Source organism: Pseudanabaena sp. FACHB-2040 (assembly GCF_014696715.1).
GTDB lineage: Bacteria > Cyanobacteriota > Cyanobacteriia > Phormidesmidales > Phormidesmidaceae > JACVSF01.
In genome coordinates, this window is sequence record NZ_JACJQO010000001.1 from 1 (window position 1) to 23,737 (window position 23,737).

The window sequence follows — 23,737 nt, forward strand, 5'->3', positions numbered from 1 at the left end:
TCATCTACAAAACCAACGGTCTGACGGGCAAGGCGAGGGACAACCATTGTTCCTACCCCTACTACAGTTCTTCTTCCTTCACTTTACTTCCCCTGAAGTGATTAAAGAGGGATGATTCAGAACTTGCGTTCTTGAGGGCACTGATTGCTGTGCACATCCTACAGTGGATGCTCTGCTCGCGTCTTGCCACGCAGGTAATAAGCTGGCACAGCCTGCAGCACATCCATGAGGCTATCAGGATTTGAAAGAAGCGGGCAATAAGTTTGAAAAGCCCAAGCACAGTCTTTAAAGGTGGTTATGCTGACCTCTAAACAATGCCAAATGAAAGTCAAGCAGGCCCAGCAAGAAACAAAAAGGTTGCTGTAACATTGCTGAGTAACAGCAGGCTGAATTGAGTCGCAGTCCAACTTGAGATAACTTACGTCCTGCTGCTAGAAAGCTTTGTCACAGATTATCTCGATACCACTACCTGCATTTTTTGAAGCATCAAAAGTGTTAATTCAGCTGGAGTGTTAAACAATGTTTATCGAGAGTCAGCAACCTAGATGTCACGGTCTATCAATTGATGTTGAAGAGTGGTTTCATATTCTTGAATGTGGACAAACTCAACCTGTCACTTGCTGGAGCAAGCTAGATAGTCGAGTAAATCGTAATACAGAGCATGTTTTAAATATTCTCGATAGATATGGGGTGCACGCCACTTTTTTTGTATTGGGTTGGGTTGCGAAGCAACACCCTACTGTTATTCAACAAATTTGTGAGCGAGGACATCAACTTGGCTCACATGGATATACACATGTCATGGTTTCCCACATGAAGCCAGATGAATTTGCTAAAGACCTTGATATGTCACTAACTGCAATTTCTCAAGCAGCCAATAAAGATGTTTTGGCTTATCGTGCTCCAGGCTTCTCTATTACTAACGCTCACTTATGGGCATTTGAAATCTTGGCTTCGCAAGGCATTAAAATCGATTCTTCTCTGTTTATGGGCTCTCATGCTCATGGAGGAATTTCATTAGACCGAGATAGCCCTTTCGAGATTGTTTTACCCAGCGGAAAGAGGCTGATAGAAGTTCCCATTGTATCTTTGTCTATTCTCAAGAAGCAAATTCCATTTTCAGGAGGCGGATATCTTCGTTTATTGCCAACTCCTGTAGTAAAAAAAATGTTTAAGTTGGCAGAAGGAAGAGGCTCAACTCTTACAGTATATGTGCATCCTCGTGATTTTGATTTATATCAGCCGAGGATGAAACTCTCGCCGACTAGATACTTCAAATACTATGTTGGACTGAATGGCTTCTCAAAGAAGTTCGAAGAATTGCTAGCATCATTTAAATTTGATTCTCTTGAAAACGTTACAAAAAACATTAGGTTTAGCGAGACCTTTTCTCTAGAAACACCTTTTGAAGATAAGCAGTCGATCTCCTGAGAAAGCATCTTGTTTAGGAATGAAGGAAGCTTCAAATAATGAATATTGCCAACCTTAGAATTGCTGTTGTTCACGATTGGCTAGTTATTTCTGGTGGTGCTGAGAAAGTATTAGAGCAGATCCTCTTATGTTTTCCTCAAGCACATGTTTATTCCATTGTCGATTTCTTGCCCGAGAACCAGAGAAAGTTTTTGGGAAATGCTTCTGTTACCTCCTCATTCATACAAAGTCTGCCCCTATCTAAGCGCTATTATTGGTACTATCTGCCGTTGATGCCGCTAGCAATTGAACAATTTGACCTTTCAGACTATGACATTGTAATTTCGAGTAGCCATGCTGTTGCTAAGGGTGTAATTACTCACCCACATCAGCTGCATATTAGCTATATTCATTCACCAGTTCGATTTGCTTGGGATTTGCAGAACTACTATCTAAACGTTTTCGGTTATCAACGTGGCATCAAAAGCTTGCTAGCCCGGACACTATTTCATTATCTGCGCCTTTGGGATAGTCGAACCGCAAATGGCATTGATTTAATTATTGCCAACTCTCGGTTTATTGCTCGTCGAATTAAAAAGACCTATGGGTGCGAATCAACAATAATTTATCCCCCTGTTGACGTTGAAAGATTTAGCTTAAGTAATTCCAAGCAAGATTTTTACTTAACAGCTTCTTTCATGAATCCCTTCAAAAAGATTGACCTAATTGTGGAAGCTTTTGCTGAGCTACCAAACCAAAAACTAATTGTCATTGGAGATGGTCCTGAGTTTAAAAGGATTCAGGCTAAGGCGACATCTAATGTAGAGCTTGTAGGCTATCAGGAAACTGACACGTTAAAGTCCTATATGCAACAAGCAAGAGCGTTTATATTTGCTGCTCCAGAAGACTTTGGAATTATTATGGCGGAAGCCCAGGCTTGTGGAACACCTGTTATTGCCTATGGACGAGGGGGAGCGACAGAGATTATTCAGGGACTCGATCAAGAGCATCCAACAGGGGTTTTCTTCCCTAAGCAGAATATACCGTCTCTTATTCAGGCAATAGAGCAGTTTGAGCAATCACGCGATCTCATAAGTCCTGAAACTTGCCGGCAAAATGCTCTTCGTTTTGCGCCAAATTTTTTCCAGGAATCTTTCCGATCAATTGTGGATGCAGAATGGCTTAAGTTTTGCCATAACTAGTGAAGTAGTCAGACTTCTTGTTTATTGGTCTGACTTTTAGAGTATTTACAATGATTTGTTCCTAGAGGCATTGGCCTCAAGCAATGTCCTACAGCTAGCGCTACTGAAAATGCTGCTCCTTAAGAAAAGCAACCACCCGCTGAAATACTCGGTAGGCTGGGTGGCCTGCTTCTTGGTAGCCCAGAGTCAAAACTGCGTGGGAGTTAGCTGGAATTTCAAAGGGGTTGCCGGGGCTGGAGTTGATTTCCAGGGTTTCCAGGCTTTTGCCGCGTCGCCAGCAGAGTTCGGGGCTGTCTTCCACCACTTCGGGCGTATCGCCAAAGGCCTGACGTAGGGCAGCAAACTTTTCGGGTGGACAGAGGGCGTCTTCCGAATAGCGCAGGGCCAGCAGCGGTATACCCTGGGCAGCCCTGGCCTTGGCCCCTTCTAGCTCGTCGGGATACACGCCCAGAGCAGCTTTTGCGTCAGCGGTTAGGCCAAAGGGTAGCGAAGGCTGACTGGCCACTGGGGCAATCACCGTTGAGTCGGCCATCAGCGACAGCACAAAGCCACCGGTCAGACACATGCCGATTACCCCCACCCCCCGTCCGCCGCAGTCAACATGGGCCTTGCGGCATAATGCTCGCAGCCAGTCGGTAATGGGGCTGGACTGGTATCGGGCAAAGCAATAAAACTCCTGGCTGATACAGAGTTCAACCATGTTGCCCGCCATCTTCAGCCCGGAGAAGGGCCGATTGGGTTCACCAAACAGCAGCGGTAGATAGACTGTGAACCCGGCATCTGCAATTCGTCGCGCCAGATCTACACATTCGGGAATCATGCCGGGCAGCTCATGCAGAATGACTACGGCAGGCCCGCTGCCCTTGCGGTAGACTCGCCGAGGCAAAAAGCTCTCGCTGGCAAAGTCGAAGGTTAAAAAGTCTTCCATGCGATCGCACGCCTACCCATCAGACTAGACAGAACCAGGTTAGCGAATTTTCAGCACTGTTCAGGGTACACAGACTACCTAGCTCTAGAGGCTGCCGTGACCGTGACTTCATAGGAAGACTCAAACCGTTCATTTAGATCCGGGTAGGTCTGCTGCACCCAGGTTTTGAGGTCTTCGATGGCCGGGGTGAAGATTGGCTCTGGAATTTGCCATAGGTTGCTGTAGATGCGATCGCAATACGTCTGCAAAGCCTCTGCTGCCGTCCGAATGCGGGGCAGTTCGGCTACCGAGACAGTCTCTATCGCTAAATTCTGTGCCTGAAAATAGCCCAGCACATCCTCAGTAACGGCCCCCACAAAATCAGCCTGATAGCTATAGCGCTCAAGAATAGTTCGCCACTGCTGGTCAATGGGGTCGTTGCGGGTGGCCCCGCTGCCGGGATGGTGAAAGTAGATCAGCACACCCTGTGGCTTAAGCACCCGCTGGATTTCTGCCAGGGCACTGCGCCAGTCGGCAACAAGATGCAGAATATGGGCTGCGATCGCAACATCAAACACCCCCGACTCAAGGGGCAGCGTCGTGATATCGGCGTTAATCAGGGTGAGCTGATGGGGTTTGCCTACCAGCTTCTGCCGCAGCTTATCCATCATCTGCTCAGAAATATCGACTCCAGTGTAGGCATAGCCCCGCTCAACTAGGGGCAAAGCGATTCGGCCCGTCCCGATACCAGGTTCAAAAAAGGTGGTCTCGGGCGTGGCTCGACTGAGCCTCAGAATGCACTCGGTTACTTGATCAGCCACCTCCGGCGGCAGGGCCCGAGTCTGATCGTAAAAGTCGGCTGCCCGATCAAAGGAAATTGCCATATTTGAGGATAGAACCGTTGCAGCATCAGCCTAACCCATCGCTGCGCCCCCCCTCGCTGTAAAGCTTAAAACCCTAGTCAGGCAGCCGAGCCCAGGCAACAGAACTTAGCTATTTCAAAGCGTTAAGAATAATTGCCCTATACCTTTAGAGGGAGTTCTTCACAAAGCACACCTGCCTATCGTCAAGAATAAGGCCATTTGTGAGAGAGCTTAATGCCGATAGCGGCAGCTTTTCGGATAAAAATGCCACAATTTTCGAAAGATAACTTAAAAAACAACGAAAGCGTTCCGCTCCAGCGGCGGTTTGCGCCGCTCTTCCTGTGCGGACTCGGCCTTGCTTTAGTCACTGCCTGCGGCAGGAGCCCCGAGGCAACTGACGGTGGTGAGAATAACGACACCCGGACGGTCACCGTTCTAGGTGCGGTCACTGGGGGGCAGCTAGACGACTTGCGGGCTGCCCTAGCTCCCTTCGAAGAGCAGACAGGCATTCGGATAATTTATGAGGGCACCGATGCCTTTACAACCCTGCTGCCGATTCGGGTTGACTCGGGAAATGCCCCTGATGTTGCCCTGTTTCCTCAGCCGGGCTTGATGACAGAGTTCATTGCCAATGGTCAGATGGTGCCCATTGATGATTTCATCGAGCAGGAGCAACTGACACAAGCCTTTCCAGAAGATTGGCTAGCGCTAGCCACCTTTGATGATGAACTGTATGGAGTCTGGCTGCGGGCTGCTGTCAAGAGCCTGGTTTGGTACAACCCCCAACAGTTTGCCGAGCAGGGCTACACGGTGCCCACCACCTGGGACGAGATGATAGCGCTGAGCGATCGCATCGTCGCTGATGGCGGTACTCCCTGGTGCCTGGGCGTTGCCGCTGGTGATGCTACGGGTTGGGTTGGCACCGACTGGGTAGAAGACATCATGCTGCGCACCGCTGGGCCAGAGGTCTATGACCAGTGGGTCACGAACGAACTGCCCTTCGACTCGCCGCCTGTAGAGAGGGCATTTACCATCTTTGGCGAAATTGCCCGCAACCCCGAGTATGTGCCCGGAGGTGGGGTGGGTGCCCTCAGCACCCCGTTTGGTGACGCTATTCAGGGGCTGTTTACAGAGCCGCCCCGCTGCTTCCTGCACCGCCAGGGCAATTTTATCAGCGCCTTCATTCCAGACGGGGTGGATGTGGATGAACAGGTCGACATTTTCCCACTGCCGCCGATTGAGCCTCAGTTCGGTACGCCGATTTTGGTCGGGGGTGACCTGTTTGGCGTCTTTAATGCAACGCCTGAAGCGCAGGCTTTGATTGAGTACTTGCTGACCCCAACCCCTCACGAAATTTGGGCCTCTCTAGGAGGGTTCCTATCGCCCCATCGGCAGGTTCCCCCAGAGGCTTACCCCGATGAGCTGACACAGCGGCAGGCAGAGATCTTAGTCAACGCAGATGTGCTGCGGTTCGATGCCTCAGACCTGATGCCCTCGACGGTAGGAACTGGCACCTTCTGGAGTGGGGCTGTGGACTACATCGCTGGAAGCGATCTCAACCGGGTTTTGTCCAGAATTCAGGGCAGTTGGCCTGATCCGGAGGAGGGGGTTTACTAATGACGACTGAAAATTTATTGAGAGTTTTAAGTGCGATCGCAGCCGTCGTCCTAGGCTCAGGCGGCATTGTGGTTCTCTTCTTTGTAGCGAACTGGCTAGTCGATCGGCTGCCCAGAAACGTTAGGCCGCGCCTGTTGCCGCTGGTTTACCTGGCCCCAGCGGTGTTGCTGCTGTTTATTTATCTGGTCGTGCCCAGTCTGCGCACCTTTTACCTGAGCTTTTTTGATGCGCGATCGCGAAACTTTGTCGGGCTAGCCAACTACATCTTTGCCTTCACCGACCGGGGCATGCTGATTGCCTTTCGCAACAACATTCTTTGGCTGGTGCTGGTGACGGGCATCAGCGTGGGTCTGGGCCTGATCATTGCGGTGCTGGTAGATCGGGTCAAATACGAACCTCTGGCTAAGGCGCTGATCTTTTTGCCTATGGCAATTTCCTTTGTGGGCGCTAGCGTCATCTGGCGCTTTATCTATGCCTACAACCCGCCAGATGTGGCTCAAATTGGCCTGCTTAATGCCATCGTAGTCTCCCTCGGCTTTGAACCCGTGGGCTGGCTGGTCAATAGAACCGTCAACAACTTGGCCCTGATCACCATCATGATCTGGCTGCAGACTGGGTTTGCCATGGTGCTGCTGTCGGCGGCGGTCAAGGGCATTCCCAAAGATGTGATTGAAGCGGCCCGCATTGATGGCGCGAATGAACTGCAAATCTTCCGCCGCATCACCGTGCCCATGATCAGCTCCACCATTGTGGTAGTCGCAACCACCATCATCGTGGCAGTGCTGAAGGTGTTTGACATTGTGTTTGTGATGACGGGCGGCCTGCTCGACACTGACGTAATCGCCAGCCGCATGATTCGCGAAATGTTTAACTTCCGCCACTTTGGTCGGGGCAGCGCCATTGCCGTCATTCTGCTGCTAGCGGTGGTTCCGGTGATGCTCACCAATATCAAACGATTCCGCCAGCAGGAGGCCACCCGATGACGACACTGCCCAGAAGACGACGCGGCTCCAGCAAATTTATGGATCGGCTGGAGAAGGCGCTTTCCTCTGCTCCGGTTCACATTGCCGTGATCGGCATCGCCGTCCTTTGGACGATTCCTACAGCCGGGCTGCTGATCAGCTCCTTTCGCTACCGCGAAGCTCTGACCCAGACCGGCTGGTGGACGGTGTTTCAAGAGCCGCTTAACTTTGCTCAGTTTCACCTGGGCAACTATGTCGATGTGCTCACCAGTCAGGGCATGGGGCAGGCGTTTCTCAATAGCCTGGTGATTTCTATCCCAGCGACGATCATTCCCCTCTTCATCGCTACTCTGGCTGCCTATGCCTTAGCCTGGATGCAGTTTCCCGGACGGCAGCTCTTGTTTGTGTCGATGGTGGCGCTGCTGGTAGTGCCCCTGCAAATGACGCTGATTCCGGTGCTGCGCACCTACAACCTATTAGGTCTAGCGGGCACGTTTTTAGGGGTGTGGCTGGCCCACGCTGCCTATGGTCTGCCTCTCGGGATCTACCTAATTCGCAACTACATTGGTTCCCTGCCGGCAGACTTGATTGAGGCGGCAGCGGTAGATGGCGCGTCGCATCTGAAGATCTTTACGCGGGTGGTGCTGCCGCTGTCGGTGCCTGCGATCGCATCTTTCGCCGTCTTCCAGTTTCTCTGGGTTTGGAATGACCTGCTAGTGGCCCTAGTGTACCTGGGCGGCAATCAGAACGTGGCCCCCGTCACCCTGGTACTGCGCAACCTGGTAGGCGATCGGGGTCAAGATTGGCACCTGCTGACGGCAGGAGCGTTTGTATCGATGTTTGTGCCGCTGCTGGTGTTCTTTGCTTTGCAGCGATACTTTGTGCGCGGATTGTTAGCCGGATCAGTTAAGGGATAGGGGTGAGAACCAATGGCAAATGTAGTGTTTGAGCAGGTCACAAAGCAGTACGAAAACGGGTACACAGCAGTCAAAGACCTCAACCTGGCGATCGGTGAAGACGAGTTTCTCGTGCTGGTTGGCCCCTCTGGCTGCGGCAAAAGCACCACCCTGCGGATGCTAGCAGGGCTAGAGTCGATTTCTAGAGGGAACCTACTGATCGACGGCAGACGGGTAAATGACCTATCGCCCAGAGAGCGAGACATTGCCATGGTGTTTCAGTCCTACGCCCTCTATCCTCACATGTCGATCTTTGAAAACATGGCCTTTAGCCTCGATCTCCAGGGCATGCCCAAGACTGAAATCCAGGAGCGAGTACTGTCGGCGGCCAAGCAGCTCGGCATTGAGGAACTGCTCGATCGCAAGCCCAAGCAGCTCTCCGGCGGTCAGCGGCAGCGGGTAGCGCTCGGCCGCACCATCGTTCGCGACCCGGCTGTGTTTTTGATGGATGAGCCGCTGTCTAACCTCGATGCCAAGCTGCGAGTGCAGGCCCGCTCCGAACTCAGCCGCCTGCACCAAAAGCTGGGCACCACCTTTGTCTATGTCACCCACGACCAGGTCGAGGCTATGACTATGGGCAACCGCATTGCTGTCATGAACAAAGGGGTTTTGCAGCAGGTAGACACCCCCGAAAACCTCTATAACAATCCAGTAAATCTCTTTGTTGCTGGGTTTATGGGCAGCCCTGCAATGAACTTCTTCCAGGCCACGCTGCAGCCCCACGGAGACAGCCTTTCTGTTGTCACCGATGCGCTGAAAATGCCGGTTCACGAGAATCAGGTGTCGCGCTACATGCCTTCTAAAGGCAAGCCTATCATCTTCGGGATCCGCCCCGAAAATATCTACAGCCCTCAATACGCCCCGCCCGGCATCAATCCTCTACCGGTCAAGGCTAAGGTCGTCATGATCGAGAAAATGGGCCATGAGCTCATCGTCTACCTGACTTTGCCGGATGACCAGGAGTTTGTAGCTAGAATCGACCCGCGTTCCCAATACACGCCTGGAGAGGTGGTCGAGGTACTGTTTGACCGCAATCGCTTCCACCTGTTTGATCGAGAAACCGAATATGCGCTGTAAGTAGCTAGCTTGGAGCTATAAACCGGGGTTCTTTGGCAGTACTGGATGTTTCAGGGCATTGTTAAAGAACCCCGGTTTCTCTGTCTTGACGCGTTTCAATAAGCCGTTACACACTTAAGTCTTCTGAAATATTTCTCCATGATCTTGAAAGCGTAGAAACTTCCCCTAAAGTGATTACTCCCCAAAAGTAAACTTTGTTAATCAGGGCTAGCTCTTCTCTCGAAAGCGTCTATAGTAATTACATGAAGCAAACCAAGCTTCTTTTGACAGAAAGAACAGTCAAGTGCAAACCTGAGTGTAAACCCTATAAGAGGTAAATTTCTGTTCGATTTCAATTGCTTCAAGTTCGATCTGTCTTGTTTCACCTATTGCATTCAGTCCGAAATCTAGGCTTCCTAAACTAAAAGTTGAGGGCTCTGTAACTGGCAATTTAATCATCGCTTCTGTAGCCAGCTTAGCTATCCCTACTTATCCTCGTATTTCGTGAGGAAGTTTCTAAGGAAATCGATTGAGTGCCCAATCCTCAAAGTGAAACATAACTTGTCCTACTTACCCTGGAGGCGCAGCTAAGCTGCGCCTCTACGCGTTTGTATAAGAGTGCTGCAAGTAGTTCTAAGGTTTGGGTGCTAAATCCAAAAGCACTACCTGTTTTTTTACGGCATGAGCCAGTCTGTCTTAGCCCAGAAGATGTAAAGCTAGCAGCCTACCATCTATCACACCATATTCGAACTACTAAAGGTAGCTAAGCACTTCTCCTTGCTCCAGCGTGAGCACAACGCCCGACGCTGGGATAGTAAATAGCTTGCTCCCTTTGCTGCATTTGCTTGGCATACTTGAGTAGATGCAGGTGGTTAATGCACCTCGCACGCCTTCCCGTGAACCAATAGTTATAGAGCGCAGTTGTTTTCGTCCTGATTGAGCTGAGCTACACTTGACACCTAGCTATGCTCTACCACTAGGTAAAAACAAATAGAATTACCCGGAAAAATCACTTAAGAAAGCTCACATAACCATCAGCAAAGTCTTCCTCATGTATCTGCTTTTTACTAACCCCTAAGGTTTTCAAATAGGCTTTTATCGAGGTCTTGAGCTTGGAAGGACCACAGATATATATTTCTGGACTTGTGTGATTTTGCAAGTATTGAGCAAGAATATCTTCATTTAAGCGTTTTTGGTCACTAATAAAGTCTAGAGCTATAAAGTTCCTAAATTTGCCTGTAAGCTCTTCGATCTCCTTGGAAAAAATGACAGTTTCTTTTCTCTTACTGGCATAAAGTAAAGTCACTTTGCTATTCTTTTCTTTGGCAAGGATCGATTTAATCATCGAATAGAGAGGAGTAATGCCGCTTCCTCCAGCAATCATTAGGTAATTTCTGGCTTGATTGGGGTTCAACCTTACATTAAAGTTTCCCCAGGGATACAGAGCTTGAATTTCATCACCAATTTTTGCTGCAGTCGCGAGGTGGTTAGTTACCACACCATGTTTCTTTACGGTGATCCTTAGAAAATCATCGACATCTGGAGAACTGCTAAGGGAGAAGATGCGGTGGTAAACTTTTCCTTTAACCTTAATGCGAAGGTTAATGTGTTGTCCTGGCAAGTAATTATAAAAGTTTTTGTCCTCGGGCTCGAAATAGATTGAAGTTGCCTCGGAAGTCTCAGGTACAATTTTGGAGATCTTAAGCGCTTTATAAGTTGAATTATCAACTATTTGCACTGATCTCCTACGACCTTTTACCTGGCTTACAAGACGGTCATAATCATCAAACTCGGTTCCAAAAACAAGATCCCAGAATCTGAGAGACAACCCATAGTTACCGTTGTATTGCGTATGGTGCTGGTTATGATGGGTACTATTTACTAAATATCTAAGAGGCGTTCTATCGAAAAACTTTGGATAGAATTCGTATCCAAGATGGGATTTGATGTTGTTGAAAAGACCTACTACCTGATTGATTCCAATTGCTAAAACGCTGACAGGGAACATAAAGATGACAATGTAGATCCACCCCGAGAGAATCAGGGGTTCTAGAAAGTGAAATGAAAGAGCGGTATAGGGCGTGGTATCCAGGCTCTGGTGGTGAACGGCATGGATATATCTATAGACCTTTGAGTGATGCAGCAGCCTATGGGCGAAATAAAACCAAGCATCGCCGATAAGCCACAGAATAAGCGTGTTAAGAATGAGGTACCCAACACCATATTGATTGATATCCACATAGATTTTGGTGTAGCCCATCTGCTGCAAAATCAGAACGACAGGCGTGGTAACTATACCCCCAACTATGACGATAATACTGTTCTTAATTTCTTCTCGAATTTGTGTTGGGCCAGCCCGTTTAACTGATTGAATGCGAAAGCGTTTGAAGCTGGAGGCAAAAAATCTCCAAACCACCAGGTAAGCAATAGTTATTACAAACAGTTGAGATACCAGTGACTGGAAAAAACCCTGAATGACAGTTTCGAGAAATTGGTAGATTTGCTGTGGGTCCATGTGAGTTACCTGTGACTGTGAATTTGATTAATCTTCTGAAGTATGGCGATAAATTCTTGAGTGTGATTTGTACTGTAAAAATCTTGGTTTGCTGTTCCCAAAACTTTAGCCACATCTATTGATACTGCTATGCCTGCTTCGGTGACGGTCACTTTTTTGGCTCGTGAATCGGAAGCAGTCCGGCGGGTTATCCACTGCTTCTTCTCTAAGCTCTTTAATATCTTGGAGGTGTTCATGATTGACCCTCCTGTTGCATGGGCGATATCAACCTGAGTGACTTCACTCAGCTTTTTAGATAACTGCAGGATCGAGATGAGATGAAAACATTCACCTTGATTGATGTCAAATTCCTTGAGTTTTTGGTTGACATATTTTTCCCACTTGTTTGACAGCTGCCAGATCAGAAACCCAGCAAAATCTTCTGGGTTAGGCGCGTCTATGGGTAATGACTCTAGGTTCATTTTACTATCTTAATTTACTATAAACTAATTTAGCAAAAAGAGTCAAGTTGTGCCCTCAAACACGAAACCGACACGAGATCGTCATGGTTTAGGGCTAGTTCAGAATACGCTCACGCTTTTTGTCTGTTGCGATCGCACCCACAAAGCAGCACAAGGCAGCACCCATAAAGCAGCAATGCTCGTGCAAACCGATCGCCGGGAGCCGATCATCTGCGGCAGGTGAGGGGCAACATGCTGCAAGTCCTTGTTGGTGCGCCACGCTTGACGATGACGCACCGAGATCTATGCCTGATCGGCGCGTTGCGCTAAAGCGGCAACAGCACCCTATTCACTAACTTGCGCAGCGGGTCTAGACGCGCTCTTTCTGATGAGCACGCTGATGTACTCGCTGCTAGTGCCTATCGGCTGCGGATTGCTCCAGAACTTTTTCTCTGCGAACTTAACCACGGCTAAAAAATCCTGTGTTCTAAGCACCGCATCAAGATCGCCCATCAAGACGACTTTTAGCTGCTCTTGATTGCCAGACGGAATTGCCCGGAGAATGTCCAGGTTTAGAGATGTTGTCATTTTTGCCCTACTTTTTTGGGTAAAGGAAAGCAAGGCGGCAGCGCTAGCCACGCCTCAAAGTAGGTTAAAGAGTTCGCCGTGATCTTATGATTGATCCAGCGTTTCAGCCTACTGCGTTTAGGTTGGACGTTAGGGGGGATTGGGGTGTGCTAGACCTCTTTCCTCCCGCTAGGCTCATCGCCTTGCACCTCTCAAATTATCAGAACCGGTTAGGAATCACAAGCATGGAGGTCAAGAAGCACCTCCCATTCGCAACCCCAGGCACAGCACCCGAGACCAGCCTCTCTACCGCCTCAGCGTGAAGGCTAAGGAGGCCCCTATTTCATCTTTAGGCTGGGCAAAGACAGGCGGGCAAACTGAGTTGGCTCAGCCTCAGTTTCTAGCTGAGTTGGCAGAGAAATCGAGGCATCAGACGACTCGCCCCCCATCAGATCGTCAATGTAGCGCTGCAAGCATTCGGGGTTTTCTAGGGCAGCGATTAGCTGCTGTTTTAGGGTCAGCAGATGTGCCTTGAGGGCGCTGGGGTCGCTGTTTGCGATCGCAGGTAAACTCCGCCGCCACTCCGTTTGAGTCTGCAAGTCCCGCTGCAGCCAGTCCAGCCAGTCCAAGCCCGTAAGGCAAGTCACGCCCACCGTTAGGTGGAGAGAGGGGCGATCGCAGGCAATGCCGTAGTGCCAGTGGCCTCTGGGAATATAGAGCACATCTCCAGGCTGGAGAACGCACTTCAGGTAGGGTGGTGACTGGGGCGGCTCTTGGGGCAAAGCCCGCAGGGCTTCAGTCGGGCTGGGCATTGTTTCCGGGTAGACAAACCACTCCTTGGCCCCGTCAATCTGCAGAATAAACACCTCATGGGTGTCGTAGTGACAGGTCAGGCCCTGCTGCTGAGACGGTGAGCAGTAGAGATTGGCATGGGTGCGATAGCCCAACTCTTGGCGCAGGTCATCCACCAGCCCAGAAATGCTGGGCACTCGATGATGCACTCCATTGACAATCAGCGTCGCTCCCTGATTGAGATAGGTTTGCCACACCTGAGGGTCAGAGCTTTCTGGCAGCGACTCCCCATTGAGCGAAAACCGCACATCCGATTCCGAGAGCCGGTGGTAGTTCAGCAGATAATTCAGCGCATTCCACGAAAAGAGGGCCTGAAATTTATCCGGCTGTCCTTTGCAATGAAAACCCTGCTGGGTCCAATAGTGAGAGAGAAACTGATCAACAGAGTAAGGAGCTAGTAAATACTCTAAAGTTTGCATGGCAGGCAGATGCGTTTGTACCTGAGGAAAGGCTAACCAAACTGCCAGATAAGAGCCCTAGCCCAGAATTCGTTGCTAAGAGAAACTACCTGCGGCAACATTCTCACTTCAGTCAAGAAAGAGAAGGTTTAAGCAGGCAAAACAGACCAGTTTGCAACTGGTTCAAAAAGGGTTGGCTTAAAAGGGTTAACCTGGCAAACTCCTGTATAGTTGACTCAAAAGTGTTCCAAAGGTTCCAAAGAACATTATCTGGCTAAACCTCTAAAGAAAAGCGTTGCAAGATGAATCTTTGTGAGATTTAGCCTACTAATGAGGACTAAAGCATTGCATCTGAGAACTTGGCCAAGTCACCAGATGCAATGCTTGGCAATGCGGGGTTCTAAGAACGGAACCTGCAGTTTTAAGCGCTCCGCAAGGCCACAATAGGATCGAGCTTGGCTGCCTGCCGGGCTGGCACCACGCCAAAAAACAGGCCAATGCCGCCAGACACGCTAACTGCCATCACCACCGCTCCAACGGATAGGCTGGGGCTGAAGGGTGAGAAAATCCCGACTAGAAAAATGCCGCCAGCGCCCAACATCGTGCCAATCACGCCGCCTGCCACTGACAAGATGATGGCCTCAATCAGAAACTGCAGCAGCACATCCTGTTGAGATGCGCCAATCGCTTTACGCAAGCCAATTTCCTGGGTGCGCTCTCGCACCGACACCAGCATGATGTTCATAATGCCAATGCCGCCTACCACTAGGGAGATGCCTGCGATCGCAGCTAGCAGCAGAGTCAACGCTCCCGTGATAGTCCCGGCAATGTTCAGCAGAGTATCTTGGCTGTTGATAAAAAAGTCGTCTTCCCCTCGAATGTTGTGGCGCAGGCGCAGCAGGTTGGTGATCTGGAACTGGGCAGTCTGCATGCTTTCCCGGTTGCGGGCCGATACCGCAATGTACGACACCTCAATGCCGTAGGGCGAGCGGCGCTGGCCCACCAGGCGGCTCGCCATTGTCGTTAGGGGAGTGAGCACAGCATCGTCATAGTCCAGGCCCAGGTTAGACCCCTTGGCAGCCATTACGCCAATCACCTCAAGGCTCACACCATCCACGCGGATTTGCTGACCCACGGGCGACTGCTGGTCAAACAGCCGCTCAGCTAAAGTCGCTCCCATCACTGCAACCTGACCGCGCCGCCGAATGTCTAGGTCTGAAAAGAAGCGGCCCTGGGACATTTCAAAGCTGCGCACCAGCAAAAAGTCTTCAGTGGTGCCGACAACGCTGGTATTGGTGTTGCGGTTGCCGACATTAACCAGGCTGCGGGTACTATACTCTGGAGCAACCCCGGCCACTGAGGGCACCTGACTTGCGATCGCTTCTGCGTCTGAGAGCACCAGCGTTCGGGGCGCATCTAGCCCCCCTAGCTCACGAGTTTGCCGGTTGCCCGGAATCACAAACAGCACGTTTGGCCCCAAGGTTTCAAGCTCATCGTTGACAAAGCGCTGAGCTCCTTCGCCAATGCCCACCATGGCAATCACCGAAGCATTGCCGATGATAATGCCGAGCATGGTTAAAGTACTGCGCATTCGATTGGCCATCAAAGTCTTGAAGGCCATTTGCAGACTTTCACGCATATCCATAAGCTATTCCCCCTCCTCAGATGGGTTATCCCGGCCCACATTGCCCAGGGTTAAGTTTTCCAGCGTCCTGCCGGGTGGCAGGTCTACAAACACCCGTTCCCCAGGCTGCAGACCGTCTAGCACCTGGATCTGGTCGCCTACCTGCGGCCCTAGCGTCACGGCCTGAAAGCGAATTTCGTTACTGCGATCGCCAGGCACTAGCACGCCAGTCACGCCCGCCTGTGTGACAACAGAAACCGTTGGCACCACCAGGGCATTCTCTAGCTGGTCGCCGATGAAATCAACGTTGACGTTCATATTCGAGCGCAGAATGTCTTTGCCTGAGAGCAACTCGACCCGCACCTGAAACAGCGTCACGCTCTGACGCTCAATGGCCTCGGGAGCAATCAGCCGTACCTGCCCCTGAAACACCTGATCGGGGAAGGCATCAGCCCGGATTTCAACCGACTGCCCAACTCGAATCTGACCAATATCTGCTTCGGGCACCTCAGCTAAAATTTCCAGATCCCTAGCCAAAGCCACGATGGCGGTAGAGGTGGCAGAGGTTGCGTCAGAGGCAGAGGTCGTGGGGGTGACAAAAGCTCCCTGGGTAGCAAACCGCTGGGTAATCACACCGTCAAAGGGAGCGCGGATCAAGGTGTCGTCCAAAGTGACCTGGGCTGCCTGCACCTGGGCACGGGCGCGCTCTACGCGAGCTTGAGCCTGGGCCACAGCCTCCGGCTCCGGCGTCCGCCCCACATCCTGAAGCCGCTGCTGTAGCTCTTCAACTCGGGCCTGGGCCTGCTCATAGCCTGCCTGGGCACTGCGGCTTTCCCGACGAGCGTTCTCCAGCTCTGTTTCAGAGATAGCCCCCCGCTCAAATAGCTGCTGATTGCGGTTGAGCTGATCTTGGGCCAGGCTGAGGCGGGCCTCGGCGTCTCGCACCTGGGCTTCGGCAACATTGACAGCCGCCTGAGCTTGCCCGATCTCCCCAGTGCGGCTGCCGCGCAGTACTTCCTGCAGCTGAGCTTCAGCTTCGGCCACTGCCGCCTGGTTTTGGCGCAGCTGAGCTCGAATGTCTTCATTGTTCATGCGGGCAATTAGCTCGCCTGTGGTAACGGTTTCGCCCTGCTCCACATAGAGTTCTTCTAAAATACCGGAGGTCTTGGGACTCAGGTTGACGGTCTGCACCGGCTGTACAGTGCCGCTAGCGCTAATTCTGACGGTTAGGGCTTCCTCAGCTACGGGCACCGTGAGGGCAGCGACGTCGTACTCAGGCGTGCGGGAGCGCAGCACCAAGGCGGTTCCTGTCCCCGTCACCACCAGTCCAGCGGCAGCTAACCCTAGGAGCCAGGGGAGCGGACGACGAACTTTGCCGATCAAGGGAAATTTCATAACAAAGGGTTAAGCACCTTTTCTATTGTGGGCTTACTCGCTTGAATTGTGCATGCGGCAGTGCCAGTTCCGGTTTTTGCCGAGGCCAGTACCGTAAAATACGGGGGCAAAACTGGAGTTAGAACATCGCATGGTAGAGGCAACGATTGGCGTAGCCGTCGTCGGTACCGGATTTGGGCAGAAGGTGCATATTCCCGGACTGCAGGCCCATCACCGGACTGAGGTGGTGGCTGTGTACCACCGAGATGGGGAAAAGGGACGTGCGATCGCACAGGCCCACGACATTCCCCACGCTTGCACCACCCTTGAGGATTTGCTGGCCCTGCCCGAGGTGCAGGCAGTCAGCATTGCCACACCGCCATTTCTGCACTTTGACCAGGCTAGAGACGTGCTTACAGCAGGTAAGCACCTGCTCTTGGAAAAACCCACGGCTTTGACGCTAGATGAGGCTAGAGCCCTAGCTGATTTGGCCGAGCGCAACCGAGTAGCGGTCACGATGGACTTTGAGTTTCGCTTTGTACCTGCCTGGCAGCGGCTAGCAGACCTGTTGCAGGAAGGATATGTGGGCCAGCCGCGCTTAGTCAAGGTCGACTGGTTAGTTCCAGGTCGGGCCGATGCCAGCCGTCCCTGGAACTGGTACGCCCGCAAAGACCAGGGAGGAGGCGCGCTAGGAGCCTTTGCCTCCCATACCTTTGACTATATTGCCTGGCTGTTTGGTTCAGTGCGGCGGCTTAGCGCCCAGCTCTATACAGCTATTCCCCAGCGGCCCGACCCAGCGACAGGAGAGCTCAAGCCCGTGGATGCCGACGACACCTGTAGCCTGCAGCTGGAATTGACCAACGGCACCCCTTGCCAGATAACCATTAGCTCGGTTGCCTATGCCGGACGCGGGCACTGGCTTGAGGTCTACGGCGACCGGGGCACGCTGGTTTTGGGCAGCGATAACCTGAGCGACTATGTTCATGGCTTTAAGCTTTACGGCAGCCAGAACGGTGCTCCCTTAGCCGAGCTGCCGATCCCAGAACGGTTGGCCTTCCCCAAAACCTATCCCGATGGTCGCATTGCCCCCTTCGTGCGGGTGGTCGATCACTGGGTTGAAGGCATCGCACGGGGTCGCTCCACCGCACCATCTATAGTTGAAGGCGTGCATTCTCAGCTGATGATGGATCTAGCCTACCAGTCGAATACCCTGAGCAGATGGGTGGATGTGCCTCAGGAGATGTAGAAAGTTTGAATGGCCGCACCCTGCGGCCAAAGCTGGGAATCATTAGGGAGTAGCTTTTCAAAGCACAAAGTCGGACTGCCGTTGGCTAGAGCTGAAAAAACCTCCCTAGCGGCTGATTCTACTGGCAGACAGGTGCATTCAGCTCCAACGGTTGTGATTCAATGTCTTTTCAGAGATATCCCCTATCTACCGTTCAAAAGGTCAGCCAGTTCATCCGTGAGACTCTGGTGCTGCCCGCTGTTGAGCCGTCTGCGCTCTCGACAACGGCAGACCCAGAGTGGCTGCAGCCAGATTCCCTAGACGCCCTAGGCGACCTCTTTCGAGTAGGCGATCCGGCAGAGGAGACAATCCCTGCCCCCAATGACGAGGGCCGCTGGTACATCAGCACAATTGATCCGGCAGATGCCCTGTTTAAGCTGCCTGGGCTCTGGACCAAAGCAGGCATTCGCTTAGTTACTTACCTACAGCGTCAGCCTGAGGGGGGGCTGGGCTTAACCTGGGCCCTGCCCGAACTGCTCAGCACCACCGAGCATCTAGAAGCTGCGATCGCAACTGCTGGCACCAACCCGCCTCACCCCGTCGGCGCTTTGCCCAATGTGGTGGAGGCCTTAGAGGGAGATGGTTCGCTGTCTTCATTTTTATCAGCCTCGATCTTTCTGCGGGAGCTGCGCGAGTTTGGCCGCTTTGGCAACCAGGCCCGCTGGACCTATCACCGCTTCGTCGATGCCGTTCCGCCCAAGGCCAACTGGCAGTGGCGCACTAAACCGCCCCAAGACCTTGCTCCTAAGGTCGTTACTTTACCCGATGGTCAGATCGTCGTTGAATTTTTTAGCTGCCGCGTCGTCAAGCCGATTGCCCTATTTCGCCACGTCGATCGCTACAGCCCCAACAACTATCAGGCCCAGAATGCTGACCAGGTGATTGCAGTTATTGCGACCCCTTCTCGCAGCGCTTGATGCCAACCTACAGGGTTTTCCCGCGTCTCTGCGTCCCTCCTTCCCCGCGTCTTCTGAGCAAGTGCCGCGAACGCTCGTCAGATCTGGCATACTGCAAGCGGGAGCCCCTGCTCTGCCGGGACAGTTCATCCTTTTCCGGCGAAAACCTCCTATAGATAGACTTTTGGCGGTCAAATCTGCCTCATAATACTCGCCAGTCTGGGGATCATGGCTGGAGCGGCCTTCCAGCAGCTCAGATGGCTTTTTTAAAGTGTTTATAAATCTGTGGGGCCAAGGTTTTGACTGCAAACGGGCGAAGACAGGCTTATGGATATTGATCACTTACACTTTTACGTTAACGATGGGGTCGCCTGGCGGGATTGGTTTGTCCGCCACTGCGGCTGCCGTCGAGTAGTGACCTGGCAGGATGAGCAGGTTTTTCGCTGTTTGCTGAGCTTGGGTCAGGTGTCGATTTTGCTGTCAGCGCCGTTGGGGAAAGACAATGCGATCGCAACCTACCTATCTGCCCACCCGAATGGCTTGGGAGATTTGGCCTTTCGCGTCACCGATTTGGAGTCAGTTGTTGGGCGAGTTTTGCGTCAGGGCGGCTCTTTGTGTCAGCCCATTCAGACCGTTACTCGACCCGAAGGCCATTTTCGCTGGTGCCAGATCCAGGGTTGGGGTTCGCTGCGCCACACCCTGATTGAACGACATGGGCCTTGGTATCTGCTGCCGTGGCTGCCCCATGTACCGGCTCAGAGCCTAGAACCTAGCCATAGCGACAGTGCTGTTACGGCTATTGACCATGCGGTGCTCAACGTCTGCCAAGGCGATCTAGAACCCGCTGCCGCCTGGTACGAAGCGGTCTTGGGGTTTCAGCGGCAGCAGCAGTTTGTCATTGAAACGGCCCACTCTGGTCTACAGAGCTACGTCCTCAGCCACCCAGATGGGCAGGCACAAATCCCAATCAATGAGCCGGGCACGCCCAATTCTCAAATTCAGGAATTTCTCACCCACCATCGGGGCGCAGGCATCCAGCATGTGGCCCTGCGAACTCCTGATATTGTCAAAACCGTCACCGCCCTAAGGCAGCTGGGGCTGGCTTTTCTAGACGTGCCCCCGACCTACTACGAGGAGCTGATTCAGCGCCCAGAGTGGGGCAAAATCTCAGCCGATCTAGCAGCTGTGCAGGCCCACCAAATCCTGCTGGACTGGTCGCCGGGTCTGCCTCAAAACTGCCTACTGCAAACCTTTACTCAGCCCGTGTTTGGTCTACCGACGTTCTTTTTTGAGGTGATTGAGCGGCAACGGTTTTGGCAGGGCGGCGCGCTCAAGCTGGCCCAGGGCTTTGGCGAGGGCAACTTCCAGGCGCTGTTTGAGGCCATTGAGCGAGAACAGATGAAGCGGGGCAGCCTGCAGGCAGAGACTATCTCAGAAAGCTGCTAGACACCCAAAGCATCAGGCAGGTAAGGGCAGCTGCGATCGCATCTGGCCTAGCCCAACCAAACTGAGCCCCCTGGGGAATCAGGAACTGGGCCGCAACCACGCCTAAGCCAAAGCCGACAAATAGCCCTGCCAGCGTCAGCAGGACAGACCGCCAAAACTTATTTTCCTTACGGTTGAGGAAGTAGATAGCACAGCCCACGCCCAGCGCCAGCGCCAGCGAGGGCGCATAAAAGCCAAACAAAGCCAGGCCCAAAAACGCCACAGAGGGCCACACCACTTCTTCGCGACTGGGGGTATCAATAAACCCGCTGAGCCAATCCGGACGGCTGACCGGCAGTGGAGCCGGAGCGCTAGGAGCAGGTTCGCTGGCATTTTCAGCAAAACGAATCCGGTCGGGGACTTTGATCTTGCCCTCCTGACGCAGCCGCAGCCGCTCCATCAAAATCGCATCGTAGGCTGTTTCAATCATCTCAACCCGCTTGCGATCCTCGGCGTGTTCTTCAACCAGCCGATTACGCGCTTCTTGAATCTCATCAAAAGACGAGGATTCGGTCAACCCCAAGGTTTCGTATGAATTCTGATCGCTCATCTAAAACCTCCGAGAGTCCCCCCGATAACATTTAGTCTGTAGCCAGGCAGTAAGCCTAGCCTCTGCCAGAGCCGGTTAAGAGACACCTGCCCCTGCACGTTGCCCCTGCAATTAGTGTAACCAGCGATGCCTACAATCGGAAGTATATACATTAGGACACGAACAAGATGCTTGTCAGCAAGATCCCAGGCATCCTGTCAAAACTTGATAAATTCCTGCTTCCATAAAGCTCTCCTGAGGTAGCCCTTGATAGCTCAGCAGCTACCGCCTGTCATTGCCCCGCCTTCTATATAGGCTCACCCCCTCGCTCCATAACTCCCAGCATCCCATTAGTTAAAGCCTAGCCCAGCACGACCCGAGCATCGAAACAATAGGGCTTTAGAGTTTAAACATCCTGACAGAAAAGTTTACGCTTCCCCAAGAAATCAGGGTTTTGTTGGCAACGACTGAAGCTGCTGAGATACAATCTCTTGTGAATCCAGGCTTTATTTGTAAGGAGTAAGGATTCATTGGGCAAATTAGTGCTGAAAATTCGTAAATCCTTTGAAAGACGCTTAAGGGGCAGTCGCGCCGCCTCGTCTGTTTAGCCGAGTCGGATTTCTGCCCATGGTGTTCATCTCGCGGCGAAGGTACAAACATGGCTGATGCCAAAATTCTTGTGGTTGATGACGACCCTGCGATTCGCAATCTCATTCACCGGTTCTTGGCCAAACAAGACTATCAGATGGAATCGGCTGAAGACGGCAAGACGGCTTTAGCAGTGTTTGAGCAGTTCAACCCTGATCTGGTCATTCTCGATTTGAATCTGCCTGACACTAACGGCTACGATCTGTGTAAAGAGATGCAGAGCCGCACTGCGGTCTTTGTTCTGATGTTGACTAGCCGCACCGATGAGTCAGACAAAATTCGGGGCTTTAACGAAGGTGCTGATGACTATCTCACAAAACCTTTTAGTCTGGGCGAACTGGAGGTCCGAGTCGGGGCTGTACTGAAGCGAAAGCGCCCCCTCATGGTGGCCGAACAGCAGTGCCTAGTCTTCAATGCTTTGGCGATCGACCCGGTGCGCCGGGAGGTCATGCTAGACGATCAGATGGTGCCGCTGACAGCCCTGGAATTTGACCTACTGCACTTTCTAGCCAGTCATCCGGGCCGCGTTTGGCGACGCTCAGAGCTGATCCAGAAGGTCTGGGATTACGACTACGTGGGCGATCAGCGGGTAGTCGATGTGCATATTGGCCAGATTCGTAAAAAGATTGAGAAGGATACCACCCAGCCAGCCCTGATCCAGACAGTGCGGGGAGTGGGCTATAAGTTTGAGCCTCCTGGCAGCGCCAGCGAGGCTTCTTAAGGGCAACCGTAGGGGCGAAGCATTTGCACAAAGGACTTAGGGCTTTGGCCTGAGGAACTTGAACTCAGAGCTATAGGCCCAGAGAGTTGCGCGAATGCTTCGCTCCTACTCATTGCGGTGCTTCCAGGCTAGGCTCAACACTTCGCCCCAGGTGCGCTTGACCTTCTTAGGAGTCCAGTTAAGGGCTTCGCCGATGGCCTGGTCAGTGAGAGCCGAAGAGGCAGATTGCTCCTGCTTGAGCCGCACCAACTCTTGCTGAGCGGGTGTCAACTCGCTCAAAAATCGGGACCACTCCTCGGGGGTGAGCCCTAGCCGCTTATCGACTTCGGCCCCCAGCCACTGGTGCACCAGTTCCCAGTGATGGATCTGGGCAAACTTTTCGATGTGGTACTTAAAGCGCTGCTGCAGGTAGTCGCGTTCTCGAGGCGACAGGCTCAAAATCTGATCGATCTCGGAGGCAGAGCAGTCTTCTAGCTTGAGCACAAGGTAGTCAACACAGTCGGGCTGATTCTGGCTTTCTAAATAGGTAATTAGGGTCTGGACGATGCGATCGCGAATCACTCCATCCGCCGGATCGGTAGCATCAGCCACCATTTGCTCCCGTACCTGCTGCAGGGCCGCGCTGTGGGCGCTGATGTCGCTCTCTTCGCCGCGAGGAGTATCGACAGCCATCGCCAAATCAACGCTGGTTTCGGGCGGCAGACGACGGGCAAAGGCCTGAGCCCGCAGCACGATCAGCTGCTGGCTACCGCTACGCAGGGGAATGCGGCGCTTGGCGTACTGCTCGCTAAAGGCCATATACTCGGCCAGCTCTAGGCGAGAACGGGGGCTATAGTCAGCCGCCAGCCCGTGCTCTCGCCGAAAGGCATTGAGCACCTCAATATAAAAGGTTTGCATAAAGTCTTCGAGCAGAGCATAGCGACCCTCAAAGCCAAACTGGCTGCTGGGAGGTGCTATGTAGCGATAGACAATGGCACTGAGGGCGCTGTGCAGCTCTACCCGGCCTCGGTTAGACCCTAGTCGGTAGTAGTGGAGACACTTGTTCACCCGGTGCTGGGACAGGGACTGCTGCCAGCCATTGATTTGCCCAGAGGCTTGAATGCGATCGCTCATTTGGCAGATCCGTTCGACTTCGGCTGCCATTCGTTGAGTCACCCGTTCAACCCCAGAGGGGCGGGCATTGAGAGCTTGATCAAAGCTTCGCAGGATGTAACTTGCCAAAGAACTGCCTGTCTCCGCAGCTTCGGCAGAGGCCGAATAGGGCTCGGAGGAAGGCGCTGAGCCGGACGCAGACATACACATGGAGGGGGTAGATGCGGCAATCATAAGGATACTCAATCGTAACAGCAGGGACTAAACCTTTTGCCATTGCCGTGGTTGGCTTTCAGCAGTGGTCTTGGAAAGGATTTCAGAGCTTCTCCGGACGATTC

Annotated in this window: 20 protein-coding genes; 10 read left to right on the top strand and 10 right to left on the bottom strand. The window is 52.4% G+C overall.

Annotation, left to right across the window (positions count from 1 at the left end):
* Positions 1 to 519 precede the first annotated feature (519 nt).
* A complete protein-coding gene (locus H6G13_RS00005; RefSeq protein ID WP_190480855.1) occupies positions 520 to 1,431 on the top strand; it encodes a polysaccharide deacetylase family protein in 912 nt (303 codons plus the stop codon).
* A 38-nt stretch (positions 1,432 to 1,469) separates the two neighbouring features.
* Positions 1,470 to 2,612 carry a glycosyltransferase family 4 protein gene (locus H6G13_RS00010; protein ID WP_190480857.1) on the top strand — a complete coding sequence of 381 codons (1,143 nt, stop codon included), beginning with the start codon at positions 1,470 to 1,472 and terminating at the stop codon, positions 2,610 to 2,612.
* 100 nt (positions 2,613 to 2,712) lie between these two features.
* Here the strand turns inward: H6G13_RS00010 and H6G13_RS00015 are convergent, their stop codons facing one another.
* Both H6G13_RS00015 and H6G13_RS00020 read right to left on the bottom strand, forming a co-directional pair.
* Entirely contained in the window at positions 2,713 to 3,540 is an 828-nt protein-coding gene (locus H6G13_RS00015) for a dienelactone hydrolase family protein (protein ID WP_190480860.1), read from the bottom strand.
* A 74-nt stretch (positions 3,541 to 3,614) separates the two neighbouring features.
* Positions 3,615 to 4,403, bottom strand: coding sequence for a class I SAM-dependent methyltransferase (locus tag H6G13_RS00020; protein WP_190480862.1), 789 nt, complete (start codon positions 4,401 to 4,403; stop codon positions 3,615 to 3,617).
* Between the two features lie 243 nt (positions 4,404 to 4,646).
* On the opposite strand from H6G13_RS00020, the gene H6G13_RS00025 reads away from it, so the two are divergent.
* Genes H6G13_RS00025 through ugpC form a run of 4 tightly spaced genes read left to right on the top strand, consistent with a single transcriptional unit; the run spans position 4,647 to position 8,994 of the window.
* Positions 4,647 to 5,999 carry an ABC transporter substrate-binding protein gene (locus H6G13_RS00025; protein ID WP_190480865.1) on the top strand — a complete coding sequence of 451 codons (1,353 nt, stop codon included), beginning with the start codon at positions 4,647 to 4,649 and terminating at the stop codon, positions 5,997 to 5,999.
* Positions 5,999 to 6,982, top strand: coding sequence for a sugar ABC transporter permease (locus tag H6G13_RS00030; protein ID WP_190480867.1), 984 nt, complete (start codon positions 5,999 to 6,001; stop codon positions 6,980 to 6,982). The genes H6G13_RS00025 and H6G13_RS00030 overlap by 1 nt, the downstream gene beginning before the upstream one ends.
* Before the next feature lie 38 nt (positions 6,983 to 7,020).
* Positions 7,021 to 7,878, top strand: a complete 858-nt coding sequence (locus tag H6G13_RS00035; protein WP_199305664.1) for a carbohydrate ABC transporter permease — start codon at positions 7,021 to 7,023, stop codon at positions 7,876 to 7,878.
* 12 nt (positions 7,879 to 7,890) lie between these two features.
* The gene (gene ugpC / locus H6G13_RS00040) at positions 7,891 to 8,994 is read left to right on the top strand and encodes a sn-glycerol-3-phosphate ABC transporter ATP-binding protein UgpC (protein ID WP_190480872.1); all 1,104 of its coding nucleotides are present in this window, start codon (positions 7,891 to 7,893) and stop codon (positions 8,992 to 8,994) included.
* A gap of 988 nt (positions 8,995 to 9,982) precedes the next feature.
* Here ugpC and H6G13_RS00045 read toward each other — a convergent pair.
* From H6G13_RS00045 to H6G13_RS00070, 6 genes are all read right to left on the bottom strand, one after another.
* Complete coding sequence (locus tag H6G13_RS00045) at positions 9,983 to 11,488, bottom strand: sterol desaturase family protein (RefSeq protein ID WP_190480878.1); 1,506 nt, start codon at positions 11,486 to 11,488, stop codon at positions 9,983 to 9,985.
* 5 nt (positions 11,489 to 11,493) lie between these two features.
* Positions 11,494 to 11,949: a MarR family transcriptional regulator gene (locus tag H6G13_RS00050; RefSeq protein WP_190480880.1), complete on the bottom strand. Its 456-nt coding sequence runs from the start codon at positions 11,947 to 11,949 to the stop codon at positions 11,494 to 11,496.
* Between the two features lie 324 nt (positions 11,950 to 12,273).
* Positions 12,274 to 12,516, bottom strand: coding sequence for a hypothetical protein (locus H6G13_RS00055; protein ID WP_206756497.1), 243 nt, complete (start codon positions 12,514 to 12,516; stop codon positions 12,274 to 12,276).
* Between the two features lie 317 nt (positions 12,517 to 12,833).
* On the bottom strand, positions 12,834 to 13,766 hold the full coding sequence (locus H6G13_RS00060; RefSeq protein ID WP_190480884.1) for a cupin domain-containing protein: 933 nt from the start codon (positions 13,764 to 13,766) through the stop codon (positions 12,834 to 12,836).
* Positions 13,767 to 14,166: 400 nt separating this feature from the next.
* The gene (locus H6G13_RS00065) at positions 14,167 to 15,390 is read right to left on the bottom strand and encodes an ABC transporter permease (protein WP_190480886.1); all 1,224 of its coding nucleotides are present in this window, start codon (positions 15,388 to 15,390) and stop codon (positions 14,167 to 14,169) included.
* 3 nt (positions 15,391 to 15,393) lie between these two features.
* Positions 15,394 to 16,764, bottom strand: a complete 1,371-nt coding sequence (locus tag H6G13_RS00070; RefSeq protein ID WP_190480889.1) for an efflux RND transporter periplasmic adaptor subunit — start codon at positions 16,762 to 16,764, stop codon at positions 15,394 to 15,396.
* Positions 16,765 to 16,894: 130 nt separating this feature from the next.
* Between H6G13_RS00070 and H6G13_RS00075 the strand changes: the two genes are divergently transcribed.
* The 3 genes from H6G13_RS00075 to hppD all read left to right on the top strand — a co-directional run bounded on the left by H6G13_RS00075 (position 16,895) and on the right by hppD (position 20,370).
* A complete protein-coding gene (locus H6G13_RS00075) occupies positions 16,895 to 17,989 on the top strand; it encodes a Gfo/Idh/MocA family oxidoreductase (protein WP_190480891.1) in 1,095 nt (364 codons plus the stop codon).
* 161 nt (positions 17,990 to 18,150) lie between these two features.
* Positions 18,151 to 18,945 carry a hypothetical protein gene (locus H6G13_RS00080; RefSeq protein WP_190480893.1) on the top strand — a complete coding sequence of 265 codons (795 nt, stop codon included), beginning with the start codon at positions 18,151 to 18,153 and terminating at the stop codon, positions 18,943 to 18,945.
* 306 nt (positions 18,946 to 19,251) lie between these two features.
* Complete coding sequence (hppD, locus tag H6G13_RS00085) at positions 19,252 to 20,370, top strand: 4-hydroxyphenylpyruvate dioxygenase (RefSeq protein WP_190480896.1); 1,119 nt, start codon at positions 19,252 to 19,254, stop codon at positions 20,368 to 20,370.
* Here the strand turns inward: hppD and H6G13_RS00090 are convergent.
* Complete coding sequence (locus H6G13_RS00090; protein WP_190480898.1) at positions 20,351 to 20,959, bottom strand: CPP1-like family protein; 609 nt, start codon at positions 20,957 to 20,959, stop codon at positions 20,351 to 20,353. The genes hppD and H6G13_RS00090 overlap by 20 nt on opposite strands.
* A gap of 637 nt (positions 20,960 to 21,596) precedes the next feature.
* On the opposite strand from H6G13_RS00090, the gene H6G13_RS00095 reads away from it, so the two are divergent.
* Complete coding sequence (locus tag H6G13_RS00095) at positions 21,597 to 22,307, top strand: response regulator transcription factor (RefSeq protein WP_190480900.1); 711 nt, start codon at positions 21,597 to 21,599, stop codon at positions 22,305 to 22,307.
* Positions 22,308 to 22,412: 105 nt separating this feature from the next.
* Here the strand turns inward: H6G13_RS00095 and H6G13_RS00100 are convergent, their stop codons facing one another.
* Positions 22,413 to 23,633 carry a hypothetical protein gene (locus H6G13_RS00100; RefSeq protein ID WP_242028045.1) on the bottom strand — a complete coding sequence of 407 codons (1,221 nt, stop codon included), beginning with the start codon at positions 23,631 to 23,633 and terminating at the stop codon, positions 22,413 to 22,415.
* Positions 23,634 to 23,737 lie beyond the last annotated feature (104 nt).

Coding starts and splice junctions, on each gene's coding strand:
- H6G13_RS00020 (WP_190480862.1), bottom strand. CDS start 4,403: ATGGCAATTTCCTTTGATCGGGCAGCCGACTTTTACGATCAGACTCGG.
- H6G13_RS00050 (WP_190480880.1), bottom strand. CDS start 11,949: ATGAACCTAGAGTCATTACCCATAGACGCGCCTAACCCAGAAGATTTT.
- H6G13_RS00100 (WP_242028045.1), bottom strand. CDS start 23,633: ATGATTGCCGCATCTACCCCCTCCATGTGTATGTCTGCGTCCGGCTCA.
- H6G13_RS00055 (WP_206756497.1), bottom strand. CDS start 12,516: ATGACAACATCTCTAAACCTGGACATTCTCCGGGCAATTCCGTCTGGC.
- H6G13_RS00090 (WP_190480898.1), bottom strand. CDS start 20,959: ATGAGCGATCAGAATTCATACGAAACCTTGGGGTTGACCGAATCCTCG.
- H6G13_RS00095 (WP_190480900.1), top strand. CDS start 21,597: ATGGCTGATGCCAAAATTCTTGTGGTTGATGACGACCCTGCGATTCGC.
- H6G13_RS00010 (WP_190480857.1), top strand. CDS start 1,470: ATGAATATTGCCAACCTTAGAATTGCTGTTGTTCACGATTGGCTAGTT.
- H6G13_RS00060 (WP_190480884.1), bottom strand. CDS start 13,766: ATGCAAACTTTAGAGTATTTACTAGCTCCTTACTCTGTTGATCAGTTT.
- H6G13_RS00080 (WP_190480893.1), top strand. CDS start 18,151: ATGTCTTTTCAGAGATATCCCCTATCTACCGTTCAAAAGGTCAGCCAG.
- H6G13_RS00025 (WP_190480865.1), top strand. CDS start 4,647: ATGCCACAATTTTCGAAAGATAACTTAAAAAACAACGAAAGCGTTCCG.
- H6G13_RS00075 (WP_190480891.1), top strand. CDS start 16,895: ATGGTAGAGGCAACGATTGGCGTAGCCGTCGTCGGTACCGGATTTGGG.
- H6G13_RS00035 (WP_199305664.1), top strand. CDS start 7,021: ATGGATCGGCTGGAGAAGGCGCTTTCCTCTGCTCCGGTTCACATTGCC.
- H6G13_RS00045 (WP_190480878.1), bottom strand. CDS start 11,488: ATGGACCCACAGCAAATCTACCAATTTCTCGAAACTGTCATTCAGGGT.
- H6G13_RS00065 (WP_190480886.1), bottom strand. CDS start 15,390: ATGGATATGCGTGAAAGTCTGCAAATGGCCTTCAAGACTTTGATGGCC.
- H6G13_RS00070 (WP_190480889.1), bottom strand. CDS start 16,764: ATGAAATTTCCCTTGATCGGCAAAGTTCGTCGTCCGCTCCCCTGGCTC.
- H6G13_RS00005 (WP_190480855.1), top strand. CDS start 520: ATGTTTATCGAGAGTCAGCAACCTAGATGTCACGGTCTATCAATTGAT.
- ugpC (WP_190480872.1), top strand. CDS start 7,891: ATGGCAAATGTAGTGTTTGAGCAGGTCACAAAGCAGTACGAAAACGGG.
- hppD (WP_190480896.1), top strand. CDS start 19,252: ATGGATATTGATCACTTACACTTTTACGTTAACGATGGGGTCGCCTGG.
- H6G13_RS00015 (WP_190480860.1), bottom strand. CDS start 3,540: ATGGAAGACTTTTTAACCTTCGACTTTGCCAGCGAGAGCTTTTTGCCT.
- H6G13_RS00030 (WP_190480867.1), top strand. CDS start 5,999: ATGACGACTGAAAATTTATTGAGAGTTTTAAGTGCGATCGCAGCCGTC.